Here is a 17,885-nt window from a genome sequence, read left to right as displayed (position 1 = left end):
CCCACTGAAAACCCAATTGAAAACCCTGTAGCGAGTTCAGAGTCAAGCTTTTGGCGCGTTGGAGATGGAGAACCCAATTGTTGTGGACCCGCCGACGCTGGTTGCCCGGGTCGTGCCTCCGTGCATGCGTGCGATGGCCGCCACGATCGCCAGCCCCAAGCCGTGATTCTCCGCGCTGCCCTCGCGCGCGGTCTGCAAGCGGAAAAAGCGATCGAACAGGCGCGGCAACGCCGCCGAGGGAAGTTCCTCGCCTTGATTGCATACTTCGATCCAGGCCAGCGAACCTTCCTCCCGCAAAACCACGACCACCTCGCTACCCCGGGTTGCGTAGCGTGCTGCGTTTCCTACCAAGTTGGAAACGGCCCGGCGGACCAGCCCGGCGTCGAAGGATGCCAGGGCGTCGCCGGCAATCCGCGCGGTCACCTCGCGCTCCGCCATCGGGCCTTCCTGGAAGTCCAGGGCTTGCCGGACCTGTTCCCGCAGGCTGGCCAGGGGCTCGTCCGCCACTTGCGCTCCCCGATCTGCTCGCGCCAGGAACAACATGTCGTTGACGATGGATGCGAGCCGCCGCACCTCCTCCAGGTTCGATTCCAGGGTCGCCCGCAGTTCCGCGGCGCTGCGGTCCCTCGAGAGTTCGACCTCGGTTTGACCGATCAGCGTGGCGAGCGGCGTGCGCAGTTCGTGCGCGACGTCGGCGTTGAATCCCTCCAACTGTCCATACGCGTACCCCAGGCGGTCCAGGAGGGCATTGAACTGGTCAATCCACGGCTGGAGTTCCTCTACTGGGGGCTCCAAGGTTAGTCGCTGGTCCAGCCGGTCTGCTCGAAGGGCTCGCGTGCGCTCCGCCAGCCCGCGAAGCGGTGCCATGGATCGGCGCACCAGCCAGAACCCGGAGAGCGAGACGGCCAAGGCTCCCAACAAGGTGGCTGTTGCCAGTACCGCGGCCAGCCCGGCCAACAACGTCGCGTCGTCCGAGCGGTCCATGGTGATGTGAGCCATCGACAGGTCGGCCGTGGCCAGGCTCGGAGGGAGCGGAAACTCAAAGCGCCGGCGGAGCACGGCAGCGTTCACGCGACCTGGCCCCTCATAGCGCACCGCGCCACGGGCATCAAGCAGGACAACGTGCAGGTCTTCGTGCCCGAGGAAGAATTCGTCCAGCTTGTGCCGCATGGCTGGCACGTCGCCGTTGCCGGCGGCCTCCGCCACCAAGCGCTTCACCAAATCGGTCTTGCGCGCCAGTTCGGCATCCGCTTTGGCCTCCAGGCTCCAGGCGGCCGCGACATAGATCGCCAGGCTGAGAACGCCGAATCCGGCCACGGTGAGAGCTGCAAAGAACCACGACAGACGCCTGCCTAGCGAATACGCGCCGGGCGAGCCTGCGGTGATCAATCCCGATGCTCCAGGACGTAGCCCATGCCGCGCACTGTATGCAGCAGCTTGGTGGGGAAGGGGTCGTCGAGCTTGGCCCTGAGGCGGCGAACCGCGACATCGACCACGTTGGTATCGCTGTCGAAATTCATGTCCCACACCTGCTCGGCCAGTGTCGTGCGGGCCAGCACTTCACCGCTGCGTTGCAGCAGCAGCGACAACAAGCTGAATTCCTTGGCCGTCAGCGCAAGCCGTTGTCCCGCCCGCGTCGCCTTTCGGCGCAACAGGTCCAATTCCAGATCCGCCAGGCGCAGCGTGGTCGCTTCACTTTGCGGCTGCCCGCTTCGCCGCAGCAAGGCGCGAATGCGGGCCAGCAGCTCCGTGAAGGCAAACGGCTTGAGCAGGTAGTCGTCCGCGCCGCCATGGAGGCCACGCACCCTGTCTTCGACGCGATCGCGCGCTGTCAGCATCAGCACGGGCGTCCGATGCGTCAGGCGCAGTGCGGCGAGCACCGCGAAGCCGTCCATGCCAGGCAGCATCACATCCAGCACGATCAGGTCGTATTGCCCTTCGGTCGCCAGGTGCCTGCCGTCGATTCCATTTCGCGCAAGGTCCACGATGAAGCCCTGCTCGCTCAAGCCCTTGCGCAGGTACTCCGCCAGCTTCACTTCATCTTCCACAACCAGAATCCTCATGGTCGCGCAGCGTACCTGCGATGTCTGCCTCCAAGGACAACATGACCGAGATGTAATGAAACAGTCCCGATTCTGTTGGGGCGTGGTTCGCACACTACCTCCTGTGTCGCGTTGTCGCCAGAGGCCATCGGCCCCGGACGCCGCACACGTACTTGATCCAGGAGAAAGCAATGGCACTTCGAATGTTCGCCGCTCTGTTGGCAATGGCCGCTGTCAGCGCACCCGCGCTCGCAGGCGACGTGGTCCATCCGGCCACCAACGAAATGGGCTACACCGTTCATCCCGATCACGCACGACCCGGCAAGACCCGGGCCCAGGTGGAGTCCGAACTCGAGCAGGCCCGCCAGTCCCCGAGCTGGGCCTCGATCCGCGTCGGCGTCACGCCGACGCCTTTCGCGAGTCAGCTGACGCGGGAGCAGGTCGAGGCCGATCTGCTGCGCGCCCAACAGCATCCGAGCTGGAGCACCCGCCGCGTTGGCGGAGCGGTGACGATGAACTGAGGAAGCGCGCCGCACTGCGATTCGCTCAGTGCGCGTGTTGCTCCGGCGGGCTGACGGGGCCGACGTAGTTGTCCCCGTCGATCGTGTGCCGGCACGCCTCGATCTCCAACTGCAGCGTTGTGTGAAAGATCGAGAATTCCTTTGCCAGCACGGCCTTCAACGGCTCAAGCAACGCGTCGTGCGCAAGCACGGGGTCATGCACGACATGGGCCGTCAGGCTAACTTTGCCGCTGGTCAGCGCCCAAATGTGCAAGTCATGGATGCCGGTGACGCCCGGAACCCGCTGCAACGCCTGCGTGACCTTCGCGACTTCGATCCCGGATGGCACGCCTTCCAGCAGGATGTTCAGGCTCTCCTTCAACAGAATCCAGGTGCGCGGCAGCACCCACAGCGCGATGGCCACCGCGATCAGGGGATCGACCCAAGTCCACCCCGTGAATCTCATCAGGACCGCGCCGCCGATCACTCCCAGTGATCCGAGCATGTCGCTCCAGACTTCCAGATAGGCCCCCTTGACGTTGAGGCTGGAGTCTTTGCCGGCACGCAGCAATTTCATGCTGATCAGGTTGACGATGAGGCCAGCGATCGCCACCACCATCATGGTGCCGGTCTGCACGTCGGATGGCGTCTTGAAGCGGCCGTACGCTTCGACGAGGATGTAGATGGCCACGCCAAACAACATGAGCGCATTGAACGCTGCGGCCAGGATCTCGAACCGGTGATAGCCATAGGTGCGGGCGGCGTCCGCGGGCCGCTTGGCTACCCGCACTGCTGCCAGGGCGATGGCAAGGGCCGCGGAGTCGGTCAGCATGTGCGCCGCATCAGAGATCAATGCCAGGCTGTTCGTGATCACGCCCGCGACCACTTCGGTGATCATGAACGCGGTCGTCAGCGCGAGCGCGATCCAGAGTGACCTTTCGTTGCCCGTACTCGGCAGCGCGTGGTTGTGCGAGCCGCTCATGAAGCCTCCGGCAGGTCGTAGTTGTCGGGGAAGAAGTGCCGCTCGACCAGTTCAATCAGGATGTGGATAACTTTGATGTGCAGTTCCTGGGCCCGGTCGGCAAACGCGCCACCCGGCGTTGCGATGCAGACGTCCGCCAGCGCTCCCAGAGCCGACGTGGGCTTGCCCGTCAGCGCCAGGACGGTCATGCCGCGATCCTTGGCCGCAACTGCCGCGTTCACGACATTGGCACTGCCGCCGCTGGTGCTGATTCCGAGCAGGCAGTCGCCAGCTCTCCCGTGACTGAGCACATACCGGGCGAACACCTGGTCATAGCCGAAATCGTTGGCAACGCAGGTGAGGTGCCCCACATCGCTGATGGCCTGTGCCGGCAAGCCGGCGCGGTTGCCACGGTAGCGGCCGGTCAGTTCCTCGGCGAAATGCATGGCATCACTCATCGAGCCGCCGTTGCCGCAGGAGTAGACCCGCCCGCCCTGTTCGAATGCATGAATGAGCAAAGTGGCCGCCCGTTCGATGTCGGCAAGCAGCACCTCATCGCCCATCAGGCTGTCAAGTGCGGCGCGCGCCTCGCGCAGCGCGGCGTCGATGTGCTGCCGTGGAATGTCGGTCATGTCAGTGCGCATGACCATGGTCGCCGGCGGGATGCTTGGAGGCGCCGGCGCTGGCCGCTGGAAGCGGGGCGCCGCGCAGCAACCGCAGGCCGTTGGCCACGACGAGGAGACTGGCTCCCATGTCGGCAAAAACAGCCATCCACATGGTTGCCGATCCGAAGACAGCAAGCACGAAGAACACCCCCTTGATGCCCAAGGCCAGAACGATGTTCTGCCAGAGGATCGCATGCGTGCGACGCGATAGCCTCACGGTCTCGGCGACCCGTTGGAGGTTGTCGTTCATGATGACGACATCGGCCGACTCCATGGCCGTGTCGGTTCCGGCGCCACCCATGGCGAAACCGATATCGGACTGCGCCAGCGCCGGTGCATCATTGATGCCGTCACCGGCCATGCCGGTGGCGCCGTACCGCTTTTGCATCTCCTTGATGGCTTCGAGCTTGTCCTCCGGCAGCAGGTCGCCGCGTGCGTCTGGAATGCCTGCGTCGGCTGCGATGGCCTTGGCCGTCGCAGCGTTGTCGCCAGTCAGCATCACGGGGACCACCCCGAGCGCCTTCAAATCGACGATCGCCTGACGGGAGGTCTCCCGAATGGTGTCCGCCACGGCGAACAGGGCCAGGACCCGGTCCGCTTCCGCAAGCAAGGTGACAGTGCGCCCTTGCTCCTCATGCGACTTGAGGAGTGCTTCCAGTTCGGGACCGCAAAGGCCACGTTCGTGCACCAGGCGGTGATTGCACAGCAGCAGCTTTCGACCCTGGATCGTGGCCTCCACGCCCCGGCCCGGCAGGGCGACAAAGTCCTCGACCGGCAGGCGCTCGCCGTCGAGTCCGGCAGCGATGGCCTTGGAAACCGGATGATCCGACCGCGCGGCCAGGCTGGCAGCCAGCTGATGCGCCTGGCCTTGGTCAGCGTCTCCCCAGGTCTTCCAGTCCACCAGCTTGGGCTTTCCTTCGGTCACGGTTCCCGTCTTGTCGAAGGCCACCGCCTTCAGCAGGCGCGCCGACTCCAGGTAGATGCCGCCCTTGATCAGCATGCCGCGGCGCGCCGCGGCAGCCAGCCCGCTGACGACGGTCACCGGCGTGGAGATCACCAGCGCGCACGGGCAGGCGATCACCAGCAGCACCAATGCCTTGTACAGCGCCTGCGGCCAGGTGAGATCCAGCAGGAATGGCGCGGCGATGGCCACAACCACGGCGATGAGGAACACGGTGGGGGTGTAGATCGAAGCGAACTTGTCCACGAACCGCTGCGTGGGTGCGCGCGTGCCTTGCGCTTGCTCGACCGCTGCGATGATTCGGGCCAGCGTGGTGTTGCTGGCGGCGGCGGTGACCCGGAACTCCAGCTCGCCGGTCTCGTTGATGGTGCCGGCGAAGACCTGATCGCCAGGCGCCTTGTCGACCGGGATGCTCTCGCCTGTGACCGGTGCCTGGTTCACGGCACTGTTGCCGCGAACGATGATGCCATCCAGGGCAAAGCGCTCACCGGGGCGGATGCGAACGACGGCTTCCAGCGGCACTTCGGCCACCGGTGTCTCGACCCAGCTGCCATCAACCGTCTGGATGAGCGCGGTTTCCGGCGCCAGTTCAAGAAGGCCCTTGATCGCGTTGCGGGCTCGATCGACGGCACGGGCTTCGATCAGCTCCGCGATGCCGTACAAGGCCATCACCATGGCGGCCTCCGGCCATTCGCCGATCGCGAACGCCCCGGTCACGGCCACCGCCATCAGCGCGTTGATGTTCAGCTTGCCGCGAAGCAAGGCCGCCATCCCCTTTTTGTACACATCCAGGCCGGCCAGCCAGATGGCAACGGCGGCCACAGCCATCCCTGCAACCTTCCATGGCAGTGTTTCCGGCGCAAGGAACGATGTGGCCTCGGCGGCAACCGCGAAGGCGAGCGCCAGGGCCATGCGCCCGATGCCGCCGCCTATCTCGTGGTCATGCCCGTCGGCATCGGTGTGGACACCTCCGCCTTGCGCATCGACCTTCGCCTGAGCTGGAACGGCCTGGGGATCGAAGCCAGCCTTGCGGATGGCGTCGAGTGCGGCGGGCAACACCTCGAGGGGCGCATCGATGCCCAGAGTGCGTGCCCGGAGCTGAAAGCTCAGCGACCGGATGCCCACAATAGGCTCCAAGGCGCGCCGGATTTCCGACTCTTCGACGCTGCAGTCCATCGTCGAAATGCGGTAGAGCTGGGCGCCGGGAGGCGCCGGCGCGGCCGCCGCGGGCAGCACTGGCGTTGCGCATGCGGCAGAGCCGCAGTTGTCCTGGCCGGGTTGTGAGTTTTTCGGTTCCATGGCGTCGATTGGAAACCCCGTAGCGGCTTCAGAGTCAAGGGTGTATGTTCAGGCCCAAAGGATGGGCCTGCGCATGAAGATTGGCGAATTGGCGAAGGCCACCGGCACACAGGTTGAAACCATCCGCTACTACGAGCGGGCAGGCCTGCTTCCGGAGCCCTTGCGCACGGATGGCAACTACCGCGTCTATGAGAAGAGTCACGTCCAGAGGCTCGCATTCATCAGGCACTGCCGCTGCCTGGACATGACACTGGAGGAGATTGGGCTGCTGCTGCAGTTCAAAGACGATCCCCAAAGTGACTGCGGCGACGTGGACAGGATCCTGGACGAGCACATTGAGCATGTGGTTGTTCGCATTCGCGAGCTCAAGGCGCTGGAAAAGCAGCTGCGGTCACTACGTTCGGAATGCACGCCGAACAGCGACCCCGCCAGCTGCGGCGTGATTGGAGGCCTTGAGCGCGACGCGCAGAGGCATGACCACGCGGCGAAGGTTTCCCATCGTCATATCGCAGGAGCCCATGGAGCGGGTCCTGGACGGAAGAAAGCGTCGGCGAGGAAGAAGCGCTGAATCGCCCAGCCCGACCCGGGCGTCGACCGCGGCTGCGTGCGTTCCGGCTGACGGTCTTCTTGGATTTTCGGGTTGCGCGAGTCGAAGAGCCAGGCTGATGTGTCTGCGCCTTGGTGGCCTTCTTGTTTCTGCGCTGAGCCACCTTGTAGACGATGACGGCCACCAAGACGAAGACGAGCCAGATCACCAGCATCGTGAGACCGATGCTCATTTCCGGAATGCGCAGGTGCAAGCCAGCCCCCGATCCGCTATACGCCTTCTAACCTTGCTTGCCAGGACTGTGCTTGGCTACGGCCTGCTCGCAGGCCGTGACGTTCACATGCACCTTTTCTCCGGGCTGCAGGGACAAGTCCGGTGCCACGGCGGCCAGGTGTTGCTGCTGCCGGTTGACGCCCCGGTAGGACACCACGACGTAGTCCCGGCCCAGACGCTGCGCCTCGGGTACATCGCGGGTACACGTCCAGAACCGCGGACGCTCGATCTCTGACCCCTTGAGCAGGCGCACCACGGTGGCATTGCGCCACCCCTCAGAGAATCTGTGGCCGTGTTCGTCGACGGTCGCGCACCCAGACAGCAGCGAAGTCGAGATTCCCAGGAAAATTGCGGCAGCCCTTGTTAGCGTAGTCATGGCAGCTCTCTCAAGAAACGTGGATGGATGGGCGCCGCCGTCGCCCTGGCCTCGCGGCCTCGGGCAACGAGTGCGGCGAGGACTACTTCAGCGTGAAGCGGGCGGCCACGGCGGGCTTCCCGTTCACGGATACCTCCGCCAGCACCTTGGTGCCGGCAGCGATCTTGAACGGGCCCTTGGCTTCCAGCTTGTCACCCACAAGGGCGATCGGCGCTTCCTTGGACTCGGTGCCGTTGAAGACGGTCACCTTGCCCGTTGCGCTGGTGAGCTTCATGGCCTTGCCGTGGTCACTCACGTGGATGGTGACTTGCTCCGGCTTGGCGACCAGCTCGAAATCCCCAGCTTTGGTTTCAACGACGACGCCGCCGAACTTGGGTTTGTGATCCTCTCCGGCAGCAAAGGCGGGGCCCGCGAGGGCGACGGCGGCAAGGGCGGTCAGAACGAAGCGTTTCATGGTGTGTCCTTTCGGTTGGAATGAATGGGTAGGGATGGGAGGGAAGTCAGTGAATGCGTTCGACGCGCACCAAGTCGTTCACGGTGATCCAGCCGCCGAGTGCGGTTCCGGTACGTGCCGTGGCGACGATCAATTGCACGATCTCATCCGCCTCTGCGTCCTGGCAGATGAGCTCGAGCTTGTATTCGTTGACGACCTCGTCGCCGAGCTCGGTGGAGTAGTGGCGGTCTTCTGCACTGGCGGTCCCGACCATGGCGCGGATCAGGTAGACCGCCAGGTTGTGTCGGGCGTCGCCCTTGTGTCCGCCCCAAATGGTCGAATCCTTCAAGCCCGCGATCACGTCGGCAACCCGGTCACGGTGGACATAGGCTTTGATTTCCTTCATGGCATCTCCTTGGCTGCGAGCAGAGGTGGATCGGATTCCTCAGGTGGGTCATCGCGAACGCGCTTGGCTTCGGCGCGGGTCTCCGACCATTCGTAGATCAAAGGCAGCAACAGAAGCGTCAGCAAGGTCGAAGTGATGAGGCCCCCCACCACGACGGTTGCCAGCGGCCGCTGGGTCTCGGCCCCAACGCCGGATGACAGCAGCATTGGAACCAAGCCCAGGATGGCCACGGACGCGGTCATGAGCACAGGGCGCAATCGCAGCGCTGCGCCCTGCCGAACCGCGTCCCGGATCGACAGGCCGTGCTTTCGTTGCTCGTTCAGGAAGGTCACCAGCACGATGCCGTTGAGCATCGCCACCCCGAAGACCGCGATGAACCCGATGGCCGATGGGACGGAAAGGTACTGCCCCGTGATGAAGAGTCCGATGATCCCGCCGATGATGGCGAACGGCACGTTGGCAATAATCAGGGTCGCATGCCGCACGGAGTTGAACGCCGTGTAAAGCAGGATGAAAATCAGGCCGATGGTCAGCGGAACGATCAGGGCCAGCCTGGCCATCGCGCGCTGCTGGTTCTCGAAGGCCCCACCCCACTCCACCCAGTACCCCTGCGGCAGTTTGACCTTCGCCTGGATCGCGGCATTCGCATCCTTCACGAAGCTGTCCACGTCGCGTCCCTGCACGTCCATCTGCAGTACGGCATACCGCTGCAGCGCTTCGCGGCGCACGAAGGTGTAGCCCTCGGCGAGCTCGATCTTCGCCACTTGCGAAAACGGCACGAGGGCCCCTTCGCTGGTCCGGATCGGGATCGCCGCGATCGCCGAGGGGCTGCTGCGGAATTCGTCTGCCAGCCGCACCGCGATGTCGAATCGGCGGGTGCCGTCGATCAGCGTGGACACGGTGGAGCCGCCGATGCCTGACTGCACGATCTCCAGGATGTCATCGGCATTCAGCCCGTAGCGCGCGGCTGCTGCCCGGTCTACCTTGATGACCATCTGCGGCTTGCCCTTGTTGGCCTCCGCGGACAGGTCGGCAACGCCGGGGACGGCACCGATCACCCCTTTCAGCTGCGCCGACAGCTCTTCCAGCCGGTCGAGATCCTCGCCGTAGACCTTCAAAGCGAGCGTCGCGCGCACGCCGGAGATCAGTTCTTCCACGCGCATCTGGATCGGCTGGGTGGCTCCGAAGACGGCCGTCTGGACCTCGCCTTCCAGGAACTCCTGCATTTCCTTGCCCAGCGCCGAGTACGACTGCTTGGTCGGCCACTCGTCCTGCGGTTTCAGATCGAGCAGCACCTCCATGTAGTTGACGTCGGCGGTCTCGCCTTTTTCCGCGCGGCCGATGGTGGCCAGCACAGAACGCACCTGCGGGTACTTCTTGCGCAGGCTGGCGTCCATCACATTGGCCACCCGGATCGACTCGTCCAGCGAAGTCGACGGAATTCCGACGACCCGGAACATGATCGCGCCCTCTTGAAGCTGCGGCATGAACTCCTTGCCAAGGAACGGGAACAACGCAAGCGAGAAGAGCAAGAGCCCCACCGCGGCACCGATCACGACCTTCTTGCGGTCGAGCGCCCAGTCCAGCAGGGGCAGGTAGATGCCCTTGGCTTTAGCGACCAGCCAGGTGTCCTTCTCTTCCTTGGGCTTGAGGATCATGGCCGCCAACACCGGCACCAGCGTGAGGGATAGCAGGAGCGAGCCCGCCATCGCGAACGTGATGGTCAACGCCATTGGCTTGAACAGCTTGCCTTCCAGCCCGGTCAGCGAGAACAGGGGCAGGAACACCACGATGATGATCATGATGGCGAAGGCAATGGGGTTCGCCACTTCGCGGGCGGCTTCCAGGACCACATGGGTCCTGTTGATGGGCCGTCCCGACTCCCGGGCGTGCGACAGCAGCCGGAAGGCGTTCTCCACCATCACCACCGCACCATCGACCATCATTCCGATGCCGATCGCCAGCCCTGCCAGCGACATCAGGTTGGCCGATAGGCCGAACCGATACATCATGATGAAGGCGAACAACATTGCAAGCGGCAACGTGACGATCACCACGATCGCCGAGCGGAATTCCCCGAGGAAGAGGAACAGCACGACCGCCACCAGAATGGAGCCTTCCAGCAACGCGCTCGACGCGGTCTTCATGGCCTTGTCGACGATCTCGGTGCGGTCGTAGACCGCCTTCAGCTCGATGCCTTTGGGAAGGGCCGCCTGAGCGATCTTGAGTTTGGCCTTCACGCCCTCAACGACCGTGGCCGCGTTCTCGTTGATGCGAGCCAAAGCGATGCCCAGCACGGTTTCGCGGCCGTCCCGGGTCACCGCGCCGAATCGCACGGCCGGAGCCTCCTTCACGTCGGCGACGTCGCGGATGTAGATCGGCGCGCCCGCGCGCTCGGCGACCACGATGGACCCGATGTCGGCCGAATTGGCGACCAGCCCCAGCCCGCGCACCAGGTACTGCTCAACTCCAATGTTGAGATACTGACCCCCAACCTGCTTGTTGTTGGCGGCCAGGGCCTCCATCACCTGTTTGAATGAGAGGCCGTACTTCACCAGGCGCCGCGGATCGATCTGCACTTGGTACTGTTTCTCGTGCCCACCCCACGTGGTCACGTCGTCTACGCCGGGAGCTGTTCGCAGGATCAGCCGCACGGTCCAGTCGTGCAGCGTGCGCAGGTCCATGGCGCTCAGCTTCTTGTCGGCGTCTTCGATCGTGTACCAGAAGACCTGCCCCAGACCGGAACTGTTGGGCCCCAGCACCGGCTCGCCATAGCCTTGCGGCAGGCGCTCCTTGACCTCCTGCAGCTTCTCGCCAACCAGTCGGCGCGCGAAGTAGATATCGACGTCGTCGGTGAAATACACGCCGACGTAGGAAAGACCGAACAGGGAAACCGAGCGGACGACTTCCACGTTGGCCAGGCCCGCCATTGCGCCTTCGATCGGGACTGTGAGCAGGCGCTCGATGTCCTCGGCGGCCACGCCTGGCGATTCGGTGTAGATATTGACCTGGGCCGGTGTGACGTCTGGGAAGGCGTCGACCGGGACGGCCCGGAACGCCATGATCCCCAGGCCCACCAGAACCCCGAAGGCCACCAGCACCAGCACCTTGTAGCGCAGCGAGGCGTCTACGATTGCGTTGAGCATGTCGTGCGGCCCTCTAGTGGCCGTGGCCGAGTTGGGACTTCTGCTTGCGAGCCTTCAGCTCGTAGGCACCCGCGGTGACCACCTGTTCGCCGGGCTTGATGCCGCCGGTCACAACGGTGCGTCCGCCCATTCGTTCCCCCGGCTGGATCGCGCGGGCGACGTAGGCGCCCTGTTCGTAGACGAACACGGTCGGCTGGCCATCCATCAGCACGATGGCCGGATCGGGCAGCGTCATCAGCTCGCGCGTGTCGCCGGCAACTTCGATCGTTGCCGTGGCAAACATGTCCGGCTTCAGCCGGCCATCGCTGTTCCCGACTTCGATGCGGGCGGCCACCGTCCGGGTCTCTTTGTTCAGGACCGCACCAATGTGACTGACGCGTCCCGCGAAGACGTCATTCGGGTAGCTGGGAACACTGATCTTGGCGTTTGCGCCGATACGGACCTGGGACAAGGCGGCCTCGGGGAGGTCGGCCACGATCCATACGCGGCTCAGGTCCGCGATGGTGAACAGCGGTTGGCTGGGGCTGGCGAGGTCGCCGAGCGTCGCCTTCTTTTCGATGATGGTGCCCGCAAACGGCGCACTCACCGCGAAGCCGGAGATGCCGCGGCCCGACGCGGCGGGATTGCCACCCAGCAGCCGCAGACGGTCAGTGGCAGCACGCACACTGGAGGCTGCCTTTTCCCGATCGGACTGTGCCCGCAGGAAATCCTTGCGCGGAATGATCTCGTCGGCCACCAGCGCTTCGGCTCGCTTGAAGTCGGCCTCTGCAATCCTCAGCTCCGACTGCGCTTGCAGCAGCGCGGCATGGGCCTCGCCAACGCCCACGCTGTCCAGCGACGCGAGAACTTGGCCGGCCCCCACCCGGTCGCCCAGGCGCGCCGGCGCGGAAGTGATCCTCCCTTCGGTGCGCGGAGAAACCCGCGCGATGCGGTCTTGATCGGCCTGGATGGTCGCGGTCACCACGATGGTGGTCGCCAGCTTCTGCGCATTGAGCGCTTCCACCTTCACGCCCGCGCGGGTTGCTTCCTCAGTCGTGAGCGTGAGTTCCTTTTCTTCTTCCTTGTGGCCCTTCTCGCCATGTTCGTCCTTGCCTGCGGCCTTGTCGCCTGACTTCCCACAGGAAGTCAGCGAGACCGCAAGTGCCATCAGGATCGCCAAGGTCAACCGGGGCAGCCGACCGTGCCGGAATTTATTCGTCGTCATCGGGGAGTTCCTTCCGGCGGCCAGCCAGCCGCACGTTCAAGTTCAATTCGGGTTGTATGGAAATCGTTCAGCGCGTCATTCAGTTCGCGCTCAGCGTCCAGCGCCTGGCGGTTGACGAGGAGCTGGTCCAGCAGGCCGATCTGTCCGGCCTGGCGGGAGCGCGTGGCCAGTTGCTGGTTGTCCGCGGAGGCTGGCACCATGGCTTGCTGAAGGCGCTGCACCCGATCGCGCTGGCTGGCCAGCCGCAGCCACAGGCGACGAACCTGCGCTTCGCCGTCGCGAATCGCGGTGGCTCGCTCGATCTCCGCCTGGGTCAGGTCGGTCATCGCCTGGCCGATGGCGGCGGAGTTGCGCTTGAAGATCGGCAGCGGCAGGGACAACGAGAGGGTGGCGACCTGTTCCCGCCCATTGGGAGGACCTTCGCGGCCAACATCGAGACCCACGGTGAGATCGGGCGAGCGGCTGGCCTGTTCAACGCCAAGTCGAGCACGGGCCGCGGCTTCACGTGCAGCGAGCGCCTTCTGGCGGGGCAGCGTCTGGACTGCGAGCAGCAACTGGTCGAGCGAATAGGGCACGGCGCCGGCGTGACCGAGGTCGCCAGCGACTTCGGGTAATTGGGCAGGCGGCAGCTGCAGGACGGTCGCCAATTCGGTGCGCGCGTCCAGCAATTGCTCGCGCGCCTGGGCCAGGGCATTGCGCGCACGCTCGGCCTCGATCAGCGCGACATTGGCATCCAGGCGGGTGTCCTCCCCCGCAGCGCGACGTCGGGCAACGGCCTGCGACGAACTATCGAAGAGCGCGAGGGAACGTTGTTCGATCAGCACGCGCCGTTGCGCGACGAGCACGCCGTTGAACCGTAGCGCCGCGTCGGTGCGCGCCTGGTTGCGGGCGTCGTCGATCTCGGCCCGGATCGCTTCCAGCGTGGCCGCCGCGGCCTCACGGCGCCGCCCCTGCTGCCCGCCGGTTTCGAACGGTTGGGCGATGCGAAAGGTGCGCTCGGAGTAGCTCGACTCACCGGTATTGCTCGGGCGCTTGCGCGATTGCTCGAAACCCAGTTCCGGGTTGTTGGCCAGCAGCGACGCTGCTTCCTGGCGCAAGCCCTCACCGGAGGCCAACTGAGCCTCACGCGCGCGCAACGCCGGGCTGGCCACTTCCGCCAGCCGAATGGCATCGCCCAGCGTCAATGGCGTTGAGGTCGGGGCACCAAGGGTCTGCCCTTGGGCAACCGCGGCGCAAAGCACAGAGGCCAGCGCCAACAAAGGGAATCGCATCGAACCATCCTTCTTGTCACGAGACAGAAGCGATTCGGAATGCGAAGGAGGAGGACTCTAGATGGGAGAGGAGTCGAGCACGCCAACGCTGCCGAATCGCACGGCTGAGCAAGCGAGGAGCCTCTGCGGGCGCTCCGGCCCGGGTGGAACGCACGATGAATAGCGCGGCGCGGCGTACATCTGCACGCTCATCGTTGATTGGTTGAACGTCAGCAAATCCTCAACAACCCAGCCGGGATTCGCCAAGTGGCAACTTTCGCAGTCCGCATGAAAACTGCCGGCCGGCCCATCGTCCCCCTCGGCCTGGGCATCCGCGGCTTGATGCTTGTGTTCGTGGTGGCCGAGATGCTGCACCTTCACCTCGGGCTCGTGCGCGCAGTACGGCGCGGCAGCCGCCCAGACCATCTGGTATGGCAGCAAGCACAGCAGCAGGATCAGGAGCCAACGACGCATTGGGGCGGATTCTAGGGCAAGTCGCAGTCAACCCGGGAGGGGTCTGTCAATTTTGACCTGCTCCATGACGGCGCTGTAATGCTGGCTGCCCAAGGGATCGCAATCTTCGGCGGCTCGATCGCCAAGGCGACGCTTCCGCGGCCGTTCAGACGGCATGCCTGGATGAGCGCATCCGCGGCGCGGAGGTCATGTGGCCTTCCCCGTTTCGCCACTCGACGATCCCGGTACGGGGCGCACCATCCGGAATAGCCCCCACCATGCAGAAGGTGCAAGAAGAGCCACTGTGGCCATCCCTGGAAAGTACGCATAGGGCCCAGCCATGAACAGCGGGAACACAAAATGCGCCAGCTCAGTGATACCCATCGCACAGAAGAAGGACCACGCCAGGAACGACCCAAACGGCATACGCCGAGGCATCAGGACCGGAACCAACAGCCAAGCGCCCGCCAAGGCGTAAAGCAGCGCGCCTGCCGGCGTGATCTCCTGAGGCACCGGGTGCCCAGTCAACTGGGACAGCGCAGGGAAGAAGTCAGTCTGACTTTCCTCAACCTTGTGAGCGACGAAAAGCGCCATGGTCAGCCAATAGGGACCGCGCACCGCCACGAAACCAAATTCTCTACCGCGCGTACAGACCCACAGGAGGAAGCCGCCGACGTAGCCCGTGGCGAAGAGCGCGGTGGGCACGATCCCGAGCAGCAGATACCCCAGCGCCAGAACGAGCCCGCCGGCAAAATCACGACCTTTGCCCGGATCCATCAGGCGCGAAGCATTCATCGTTGCGCCTTCAACTCGCGCTCGACCTGCGCGCGCAACTCGTCCGGATGGAAGCGTGCGAGAGGCTGTCCGTTCACAAAGAAAGTCGGAGTCTTCTCGATGCCAAGCGTATTCAGGTCCGCCACATCCTGCTCGAGCACGATGCGCGCTCGGGCGGTCGCCGACTGCCGACGTTCCGGCGACGTATCCAGGCCGGCTTCTGTCGCGATCTGCCACGCCAGGGCAAGATCCGGCGCACCATGAGCAGCCCACTCCGGTTGGCGCTCCAGAAGGGCCGACAGCACTGCTTCGTACCGGCCCTGCTCCCTCGCCGCCTCCAGGATTGCCACAGCCTCGTCGGAGCCCTTGTGAAAGGGCGCATAGCGGATCACGACCCGGACCTTTCCGTCATGGTCGAGGAGGAGCCTCTTGACGAACGGATGGAAGGCGCGGCAGGCCTCGCAGGACGGGTCGAAAAACTCCACGACGGTGACCGGCGCATGAGCCGCACCCAGAACAGGAGAATGTGGCCGCACGAGGGAAGCCTGGACAGGCTGCGTTGACGGATCCTGGGTAGCGGGCCAGAAAAGATACGCGAGAACTGCGGCGACCACGGCTCCAACGGCCATGGAGATCAGCCAGGTCTTTTGGCGAGTCATTTCTGCCTCCGAATCTGCTTCGCGGGGACCAGCAACAATGACGGTTGCGGCCCTATCGTTGAATGCGATCTTGACTCCCCATTCCAACGGGCTGTTCCCCGCATGCGCGATGCATGCGGCACGGAAGTGTTGCTGGCGACGGCAACATATCCCAGCCGTTGGGCCACGGTGCTTGCGAAATACCAATGCATTGAGTAATCCGGAAGTCAGATGTGGACTTCGGCGTAACCGCGAGACTTGAGAATGTGTTTCGACAAGGCTGCGATTGGCGGGGGCGAGCTAAACCTGTGGCACCAACATGCGGCGTCGTCGCTTGAATACCACTGGAATCGGGGGGCGTGGCGTCTGCGTTGGCTGAAAAGTCGCCGCAATCGGATCGGTCCGGACGCCCGCCTTGCGTAAGTGCGCCGCCACCCGGCTTTTGTTCAATACCTGCTGGACGTCGCCGTTGACTTGCAGGTAGCCGCCGGCTTCATCCCTGGCCAGAGCTCCAATCTCCATGCCACGCCTGATCGTGCCCAGAAAGGCCAAGCCAGGCGTCCTAAACGCGAATCGTTGCCAGCCGTCTCCCAGGGTGATCTGAACGTCGCTGCGGGGCGGTGCTTTCGTGGATGGCTTCATGGAAACTTACGTGAGATTGAGCTCGTTCGCAGCGGGATGATATCTGTCGCGGCCACAGCCGATTTCGATGTGACACCACAGCCGATGTGCAGCGACTGCGTCAAGCTCGCAGGTTCGGTCGCCAGCAATGTCGATGAACGGGCTCTAAGGGATCAGTGTCACGCTATTGCATGCGTCAGGACCGTCAGGCGCGTGCAGGGTCGAGCTGCGATGCAAGGGTTTACCCCTGCGTCAAAGCGCGGTGATTTACACCGAAACCGAGATCCCCCCTTACTGGTGGAGGTCGAGCGCATGTTCGTCGGCCTGGGTGCCATCGAGCATCGGGTCAAGAGCCTGCGGGAATTTGGTGTCGATCAATTGCAAGTGGCGTGCTACCCCGCCTTCGGGCTTGGGTTCATGCCCCGGTGCCTGAAGCAACTGATGGCGTCGTCCGCGCAGGGCCCCCGGCCCCATGTTTCACTGCAGGTTCTCAGCTCCAAGGAAGTGAAGGATCGAGTCGTATCTGGCTTGGCTGACTTCGGACTGATGGCCGATGAGGTCTCCGTCGACGGCTTGGAGCCGACCACATTCGCGACGTTCCCGGGCGTGGTCGTGATGATGAAGGGGCACCCCCTTGCAAGGCACAAGCAGATCCGGCCGGAGCAGCTTGCAGAACTGCCCTTTCTGGCGCTGAACCCGGAAGACGCATCCAGGCGCAGGCTGGACGCCAAGCTCGCCGAACACGGCGTCACCTTGTCGGTGTCGATCCACACGCCGTACGCCGTCAGTGTCTGCGAGATGGCGCTGCACGGTCTTGGCGTGGGCGTCATCAATCCCATCACCGCCCTCGACTACGCCGACCGCGGCCTGGTGGTTCGCAAGTTGAGCGTGGAGGTGACGTTCTCGTGTTTCCTGGCGATACCCGCTGGCCAAGTCTTGTCAGGCACCGCGAAAAACTTCTTGGCGATCATGCGGGCGCAGTTGCAGGCGGACAATCAGAAGCTGCGGGAGTACCTGAAGGCCGCGTGAAACGGGCTAGGCTGGAAGGCATCGCCCGGACAATGATTGGCAACCGCGGCCCCATCGATATAGTTGACTGCCGCCTGATCAAGAAGGATCCGCCATGAACATGTCGCCTCGCATTCGCACGCTGATGCTCACCGCCCACATCACGAGTTCGGTTGGATGGTGTGGCGCATTGGCCGTTTTTGCGGAATTCGACCAATCTGATCAGGCTGTTCGGATGTTCTGACTTCCATGTTCGGCGTGCTGATCACCCTCAGACGGTCTTTCAACTGTGAATAACCCCGCGCGGCCCGACGGTTGTGGATAAGTT

General features: G+C 64.1%; 18 protein-coding genes. 3 read left to right on the top strand and 15 right to left on the bottom strand.

The annotated features are described in order from the left end of the window. Positions 1-42: 42 nt before the first annotated feature. Both FN976_RS23960 and FN976_RS23955 read right to left on the bottom strand, forming a co-directional pair. The gene (locus FN976_RS23960) at positions 43-1,389 is read right to left on the bottom strand and encodes a heavy metal sensor histidine kinase (protein WP_222432878.1); all 1,347 of its coding nucleotides are present in this window, start codon (positions 1,387-1,389) and stop codon (positions 43-45) included. Further along, entirely contained in the window at positions 1,386-2,063 is a 678-nt protein-coding gene (locus tag FN976_RS23955; protein ID WP_145895667.1) for a heavy metal response regulator transcription factor, read from the bottom strand. Before FN976_RS23955 ends, FN976_RS23960 begins: the two co-directional genes overlap by 4 nt. Before the next feature lie 170 nt (positions 2,064-2,233). Here FN976_RS23955 and FN976_RS23950 point away from each other — a divergent pair, with 170 nt between their 5' ends. Further along, positions 2,234-2,563 carry a DUF4148 domain-containing protein gene (locus FN976_RS23950; RefSeq protein WP_145895665.1) on the top strand — a complete coding sequence of 110 codons (330 nt, stop codon included), beginning with the start codon at positions 2,234-2,236 and terminating at the stop codon, positions 2,561-2,563. 25 nt (positions 2,564-2,588) lie between these two features. On the opposite strand, the gene FN976_RS23945 is transcribed toward FN976_RS23950, so the two are convergent. The 3 genes from FN976_RS23945 to FN976_RS23935 are packed head-to-tail and all read right to left on the bottom strand — an operon-like array spanning position 2,589 to position 6,428. Next, a complete protein-coding gene (locus FN976_RS23945; protein ID WP_145895662.1) occupies positions 2,589-3,524 on the bottom strand; it encodes a cation diffusion facilitator family transporter in 936 nt (311 codons plus the stop codon). Next, complete coding sequence (locus tag FN976_RS23940) at positions 3,521-4,135, bottom strand: SIS domain-containing protein (protein ID WP_145895660.1); 615 nt, start codon at positions 4,133-4,135, stop codon at positions 3,521-3,523. The genes FN976_RS23945 and FN976_RS23940 overlap by 4 nt, the downstream gene beginning before the upstream one ends. Before the next feature lies 1 nt (position 4,136). Beyond that, a complete protein-coding gene (locus tag FN976_RS23935; RefSeq protein WP_255440789.1) occupies positions 4,137-6,428 on the bottom strand; it encodes a heavy metal translocating P-type ATPase in 2,292 nt (763 codons plus the stop codon). 73 nt (positions 6,429-6,501) lie between these two features. Here FN976_RS23935 and cadR point away from each other — a divergent pair, with 73 nt between their 5' ends. After that, positions 6,502-6,996, top strand: coding sequence for a Cd(II)/Pb(II)-responsive transcriptional regulator (cadR, locus tag FN976_RS23930; RefSeq protein ID WP_145895658.1), 495 nt, complete (start codon positions 6,502-6,504; stop codon positions 6,994-6,996). Positions 6,997-7,255: 259 nt separating this feature from the next. On the opposite strand, the gene FN976_RS23925 is transcribed toward cadR, so the two are convergent. From FN976_RS23925 to FN976_RS29020, 10 genes are all read right to left on the bottom strand, one after another. Further along, the gene (locus FN976_RS23925) at positions 7,256-7,624 is read right to left on the bottom strand and encodes a hypothetical protein (protein ID WP_186511134.1); all 369 of its coding nucleotides are present in this window, start codon (positions 7,622-7,624) and stop codon (positions 7,256-7,258) included. An 82-nt stretch (positions 7,625-7,706) separates the two neighbouring features. Further along, complete coding sequence (locus tag FN976_RS23920) at positions 7,707-8,078, bottom strand: hypothetical protein (protein WP_145895654.1); 372 nt, start codon at positions 8,076-8,078, stop codon at positions 7,707-7,709. Between the two features lie 46 nt (positions 8,079-8,124). Next, positions 8,125-8,463, bottom strand: a complete 339-nt coding sequence (locus tag FN976_RS23915; protein WP_145895652.1) for a P-II family nitrogen regulator — start codon at positions 8,461-8,463, stop codon at positions 8,125-8,127. Further along, positions 8,460-11,609 carry an efflux RND transporter permease subunit gene (locus FN976_RS23910; RefSeq protein ID WP_145895650.1) on the bottom strand — a complete coding sequence of 1,050 codons (3,150 nt, stop codon included), beginning with the start codon at positions 11,607-11,609 and terminating at the stop codon, positions 8,460-8,462. Before FN976_RS23910 ends, FN976_RS23915 begins: the two co-directional genes overlap by 4 nt. A gap of 13 nt (positions 11,610-11,622) precedes the next feature. Then, entirely contained in the window at positions 11,623-12,774 is a 1,152-nt protein-coding gene (locus tag FN976_RS23905; RefSeq protein WP_222432877.1) for an efflux RND transporter periplasmic adaptor subunit, read from the bottom strand. Between the two features lie 35 nt (positions 12,775-12,809). Further along, on the bottom strand, positions 12,810-14,084 hold the full coding sequence (locus FN976_RS23900; protein WP_145895647.1) for a TolC family protein: 1,275 nt from the start codon (positions 14,082-14,084) through the stop codon (positions 12,810-12,812). A 57-nt stretch (positions 14,085-14,141) separates the two neighbouring features. Beyond that, positions 14,142-14,537 (bottom strand): cobalt-zinc-cadmium resistance protein, encoded by a 396-nt coding sequence (locus FN976_RS23895; protein WP_145895645.1) that lies wholly within the window; start codon positions 14,535-14,537, stop codon positions 14,142-14,144. 186 nt (positions 14,538-14,723) lie between these two features. Continuing rightward, positions 14,724-15,311 carry a hypothetical protein gene (locus FN976_RS23890; protein WP_222432876.1) on the bottom strand — a complete coding sequence of 196 codons (588 nt, stop codon included), beginning with the start codon at positions 15,309-15,311 and terminating at the stop codon, positions 14,724-14,726. After that, a complete protein-coding gene (locus tag FN976_RS23885) occupies positions 15,308-15,949 on the bottom strand; it encodes a DsbA family protein (RefSeq protein ID WP_145895641.1) in 642 nt (213 codons plus the stop codon). Before FN976_RS23885 ends, FN976_RS23890 begins: the two co-directional genes overlap by 4 nt. 279 nt (positions 15,950-16,228) lie before the next feature. Continuing rightward, positions 16,229-16,570 carry a hypothetical protein gene (locus FN976_RS29020; protein ID WP_186511132.1) on the bottom strand — a complete coding sequence of 114 codons (342 nt, stop codon included), beginning with the start codon at positions 16,568-16,570 and terminating at the stop codon, positions 16,229-16,231. A 291-nt stretch (positions 16,571-16,861) separates the two neighbouring features. Here FN976_RS29020 and FN976_RS23880 point away from each other — a divergent pair, with 291 nt between their 5' ends. Beyond that, positions 16,862-17,578 (top strand): LysR substrate-binding domain-containing protein, encoded by a 717-nt coding sequence (locus FN976_RS23880; protein ID WP_255440785.1) that lies wholly within the window; start codon positions 16,862-16,864, stop codon positions 17,576-17,578. Positions 17,579-17,885 lie beyond the last annotated feature (307 nt).

Origin of the sequence: Caenimonas sedimenti (genome assembly GCF_007833165.1) — a bacterium.
GTDB classification, from domain to species: domain Bacteria; phylum Pseudomonadota; class Gammaproteobacteria; order Burkholderiales; family Burkholderiaceae_C; genus Ramlibacter; species Ramlibacter sedimenti.
The sequence above is the reverse complement of the archived record's forward strand: the minus strand, read 5'-3'. Positions and strand labels throughout refer to the sequence as shown.

Coding starts and splice junctions, on each gene's coding strand:
- FN976_RS23955 (WP_145895667.1), bottom strand. CDS start 2,063: ATGAGGATTCTGGTTGTGGAAGATGAAGTGAAGCTGGCGGAGTACCTG.
- cadR (WP_145895658.1), top strand. CDS start 6,502: ATGAAGATTGGCGAATTGGCGAAGGCCACCGGCACACAGGTTGAAACC.
- FN976_RS23895 (WP_145895645.1), bottom strand. CDS start 14,537: ATGCGTCGTTGGCTCCTGATCCTGCTGCTGTGCTTGCTGCCATACCAG.
- FN976_RS23945 (WP_145895662.1), bottom strand. CDS start 3,524: ATGAGCGGCTCGCACAACCACGCGCTGCCGAGTACGGGCAACGAAAGG.
- FN976_RS29020 (WP_186511132.1), bottom strand. CDS start 16,570: ATGAAGCCATCCACGAAAGCACCGCCCCGCAGCGACGTTCAGATCACC.
- FN976_RS23940 (WP_145895660.1), bottom strand. CDS start 4,135: ATGACCGACATTCCACGGCAGCACATCGACGCCGCGCTGCGCGAGGCG.
- FN976_RS23885 (WP_145895641.1), bottom strand. CDS start 15,949: ATGACTCGCCAAAAGACCTGGCTGATCTCCATGGCCGTTGGAGCCGTG.
- FN976_RS23935 (WP_255440789.1), bottom strand. CDS start 6,428: ATGGAACCGAAAAACTCACAACCCGGCCAGGACAACTGCGGCTCTGCC.
- FN976_RS23880 (WP_255440785.1), top strand. CDS start 16,862: ATGTTCGTCGGCCTGGGTGCCATCGAGCATCGGGTCAAGAGCCTGCGG.
- FN976_RS23900 (WP_145895647.1), bottom strand. CDS start 14,084: ATGCGATTCCCTTTGTTGGCGCTGGCCTCTGTGCTTTGCGCCGCGGTT.
- FN976_RS23910 (WP_145895650.1), bottom strand. CDS start 11,609: ATGCTCAACGCAATCGTAGACGCCTCGCTGCGCTACAAGGTGCTGGTG.
- FN976_RS23920 (WP_145895654.1), bottom strand. CDS start 8,078: ATGAAACGCTTCGTTCTGACCGCCCTTGCCGCCGTCGCCCTCGCGGGC.
- FN976_RS23950 (WP_145895665.1), top strand. CDS start 2,234: ATGGCACTTCGAATGTTCGCCGCTCTGTTGGCAATGGCCGCTGTCAGC.
- FN976_RS23915 (WP_145895652.1), bottom strand. CDS start 8,463: ATGAAGGAAATCAAAGCCTATGTCCACCGTGACCGGGTTGCCGACGTG.
- FN976_RS23890 (WP_222432876.1), bottom strand. CDS start 15,311: ATGAATGCTTCGCGCCTGATGGATCCGGGCAAAGGTCGTGATTTTGCC.
- FN976_RS23925 (WP_186511134.1), bottom strand. CDS start 7,624: ATGACTACGCTAACAAGGGCTGCCGCAATTTTCCTGGGAATCTCGACT.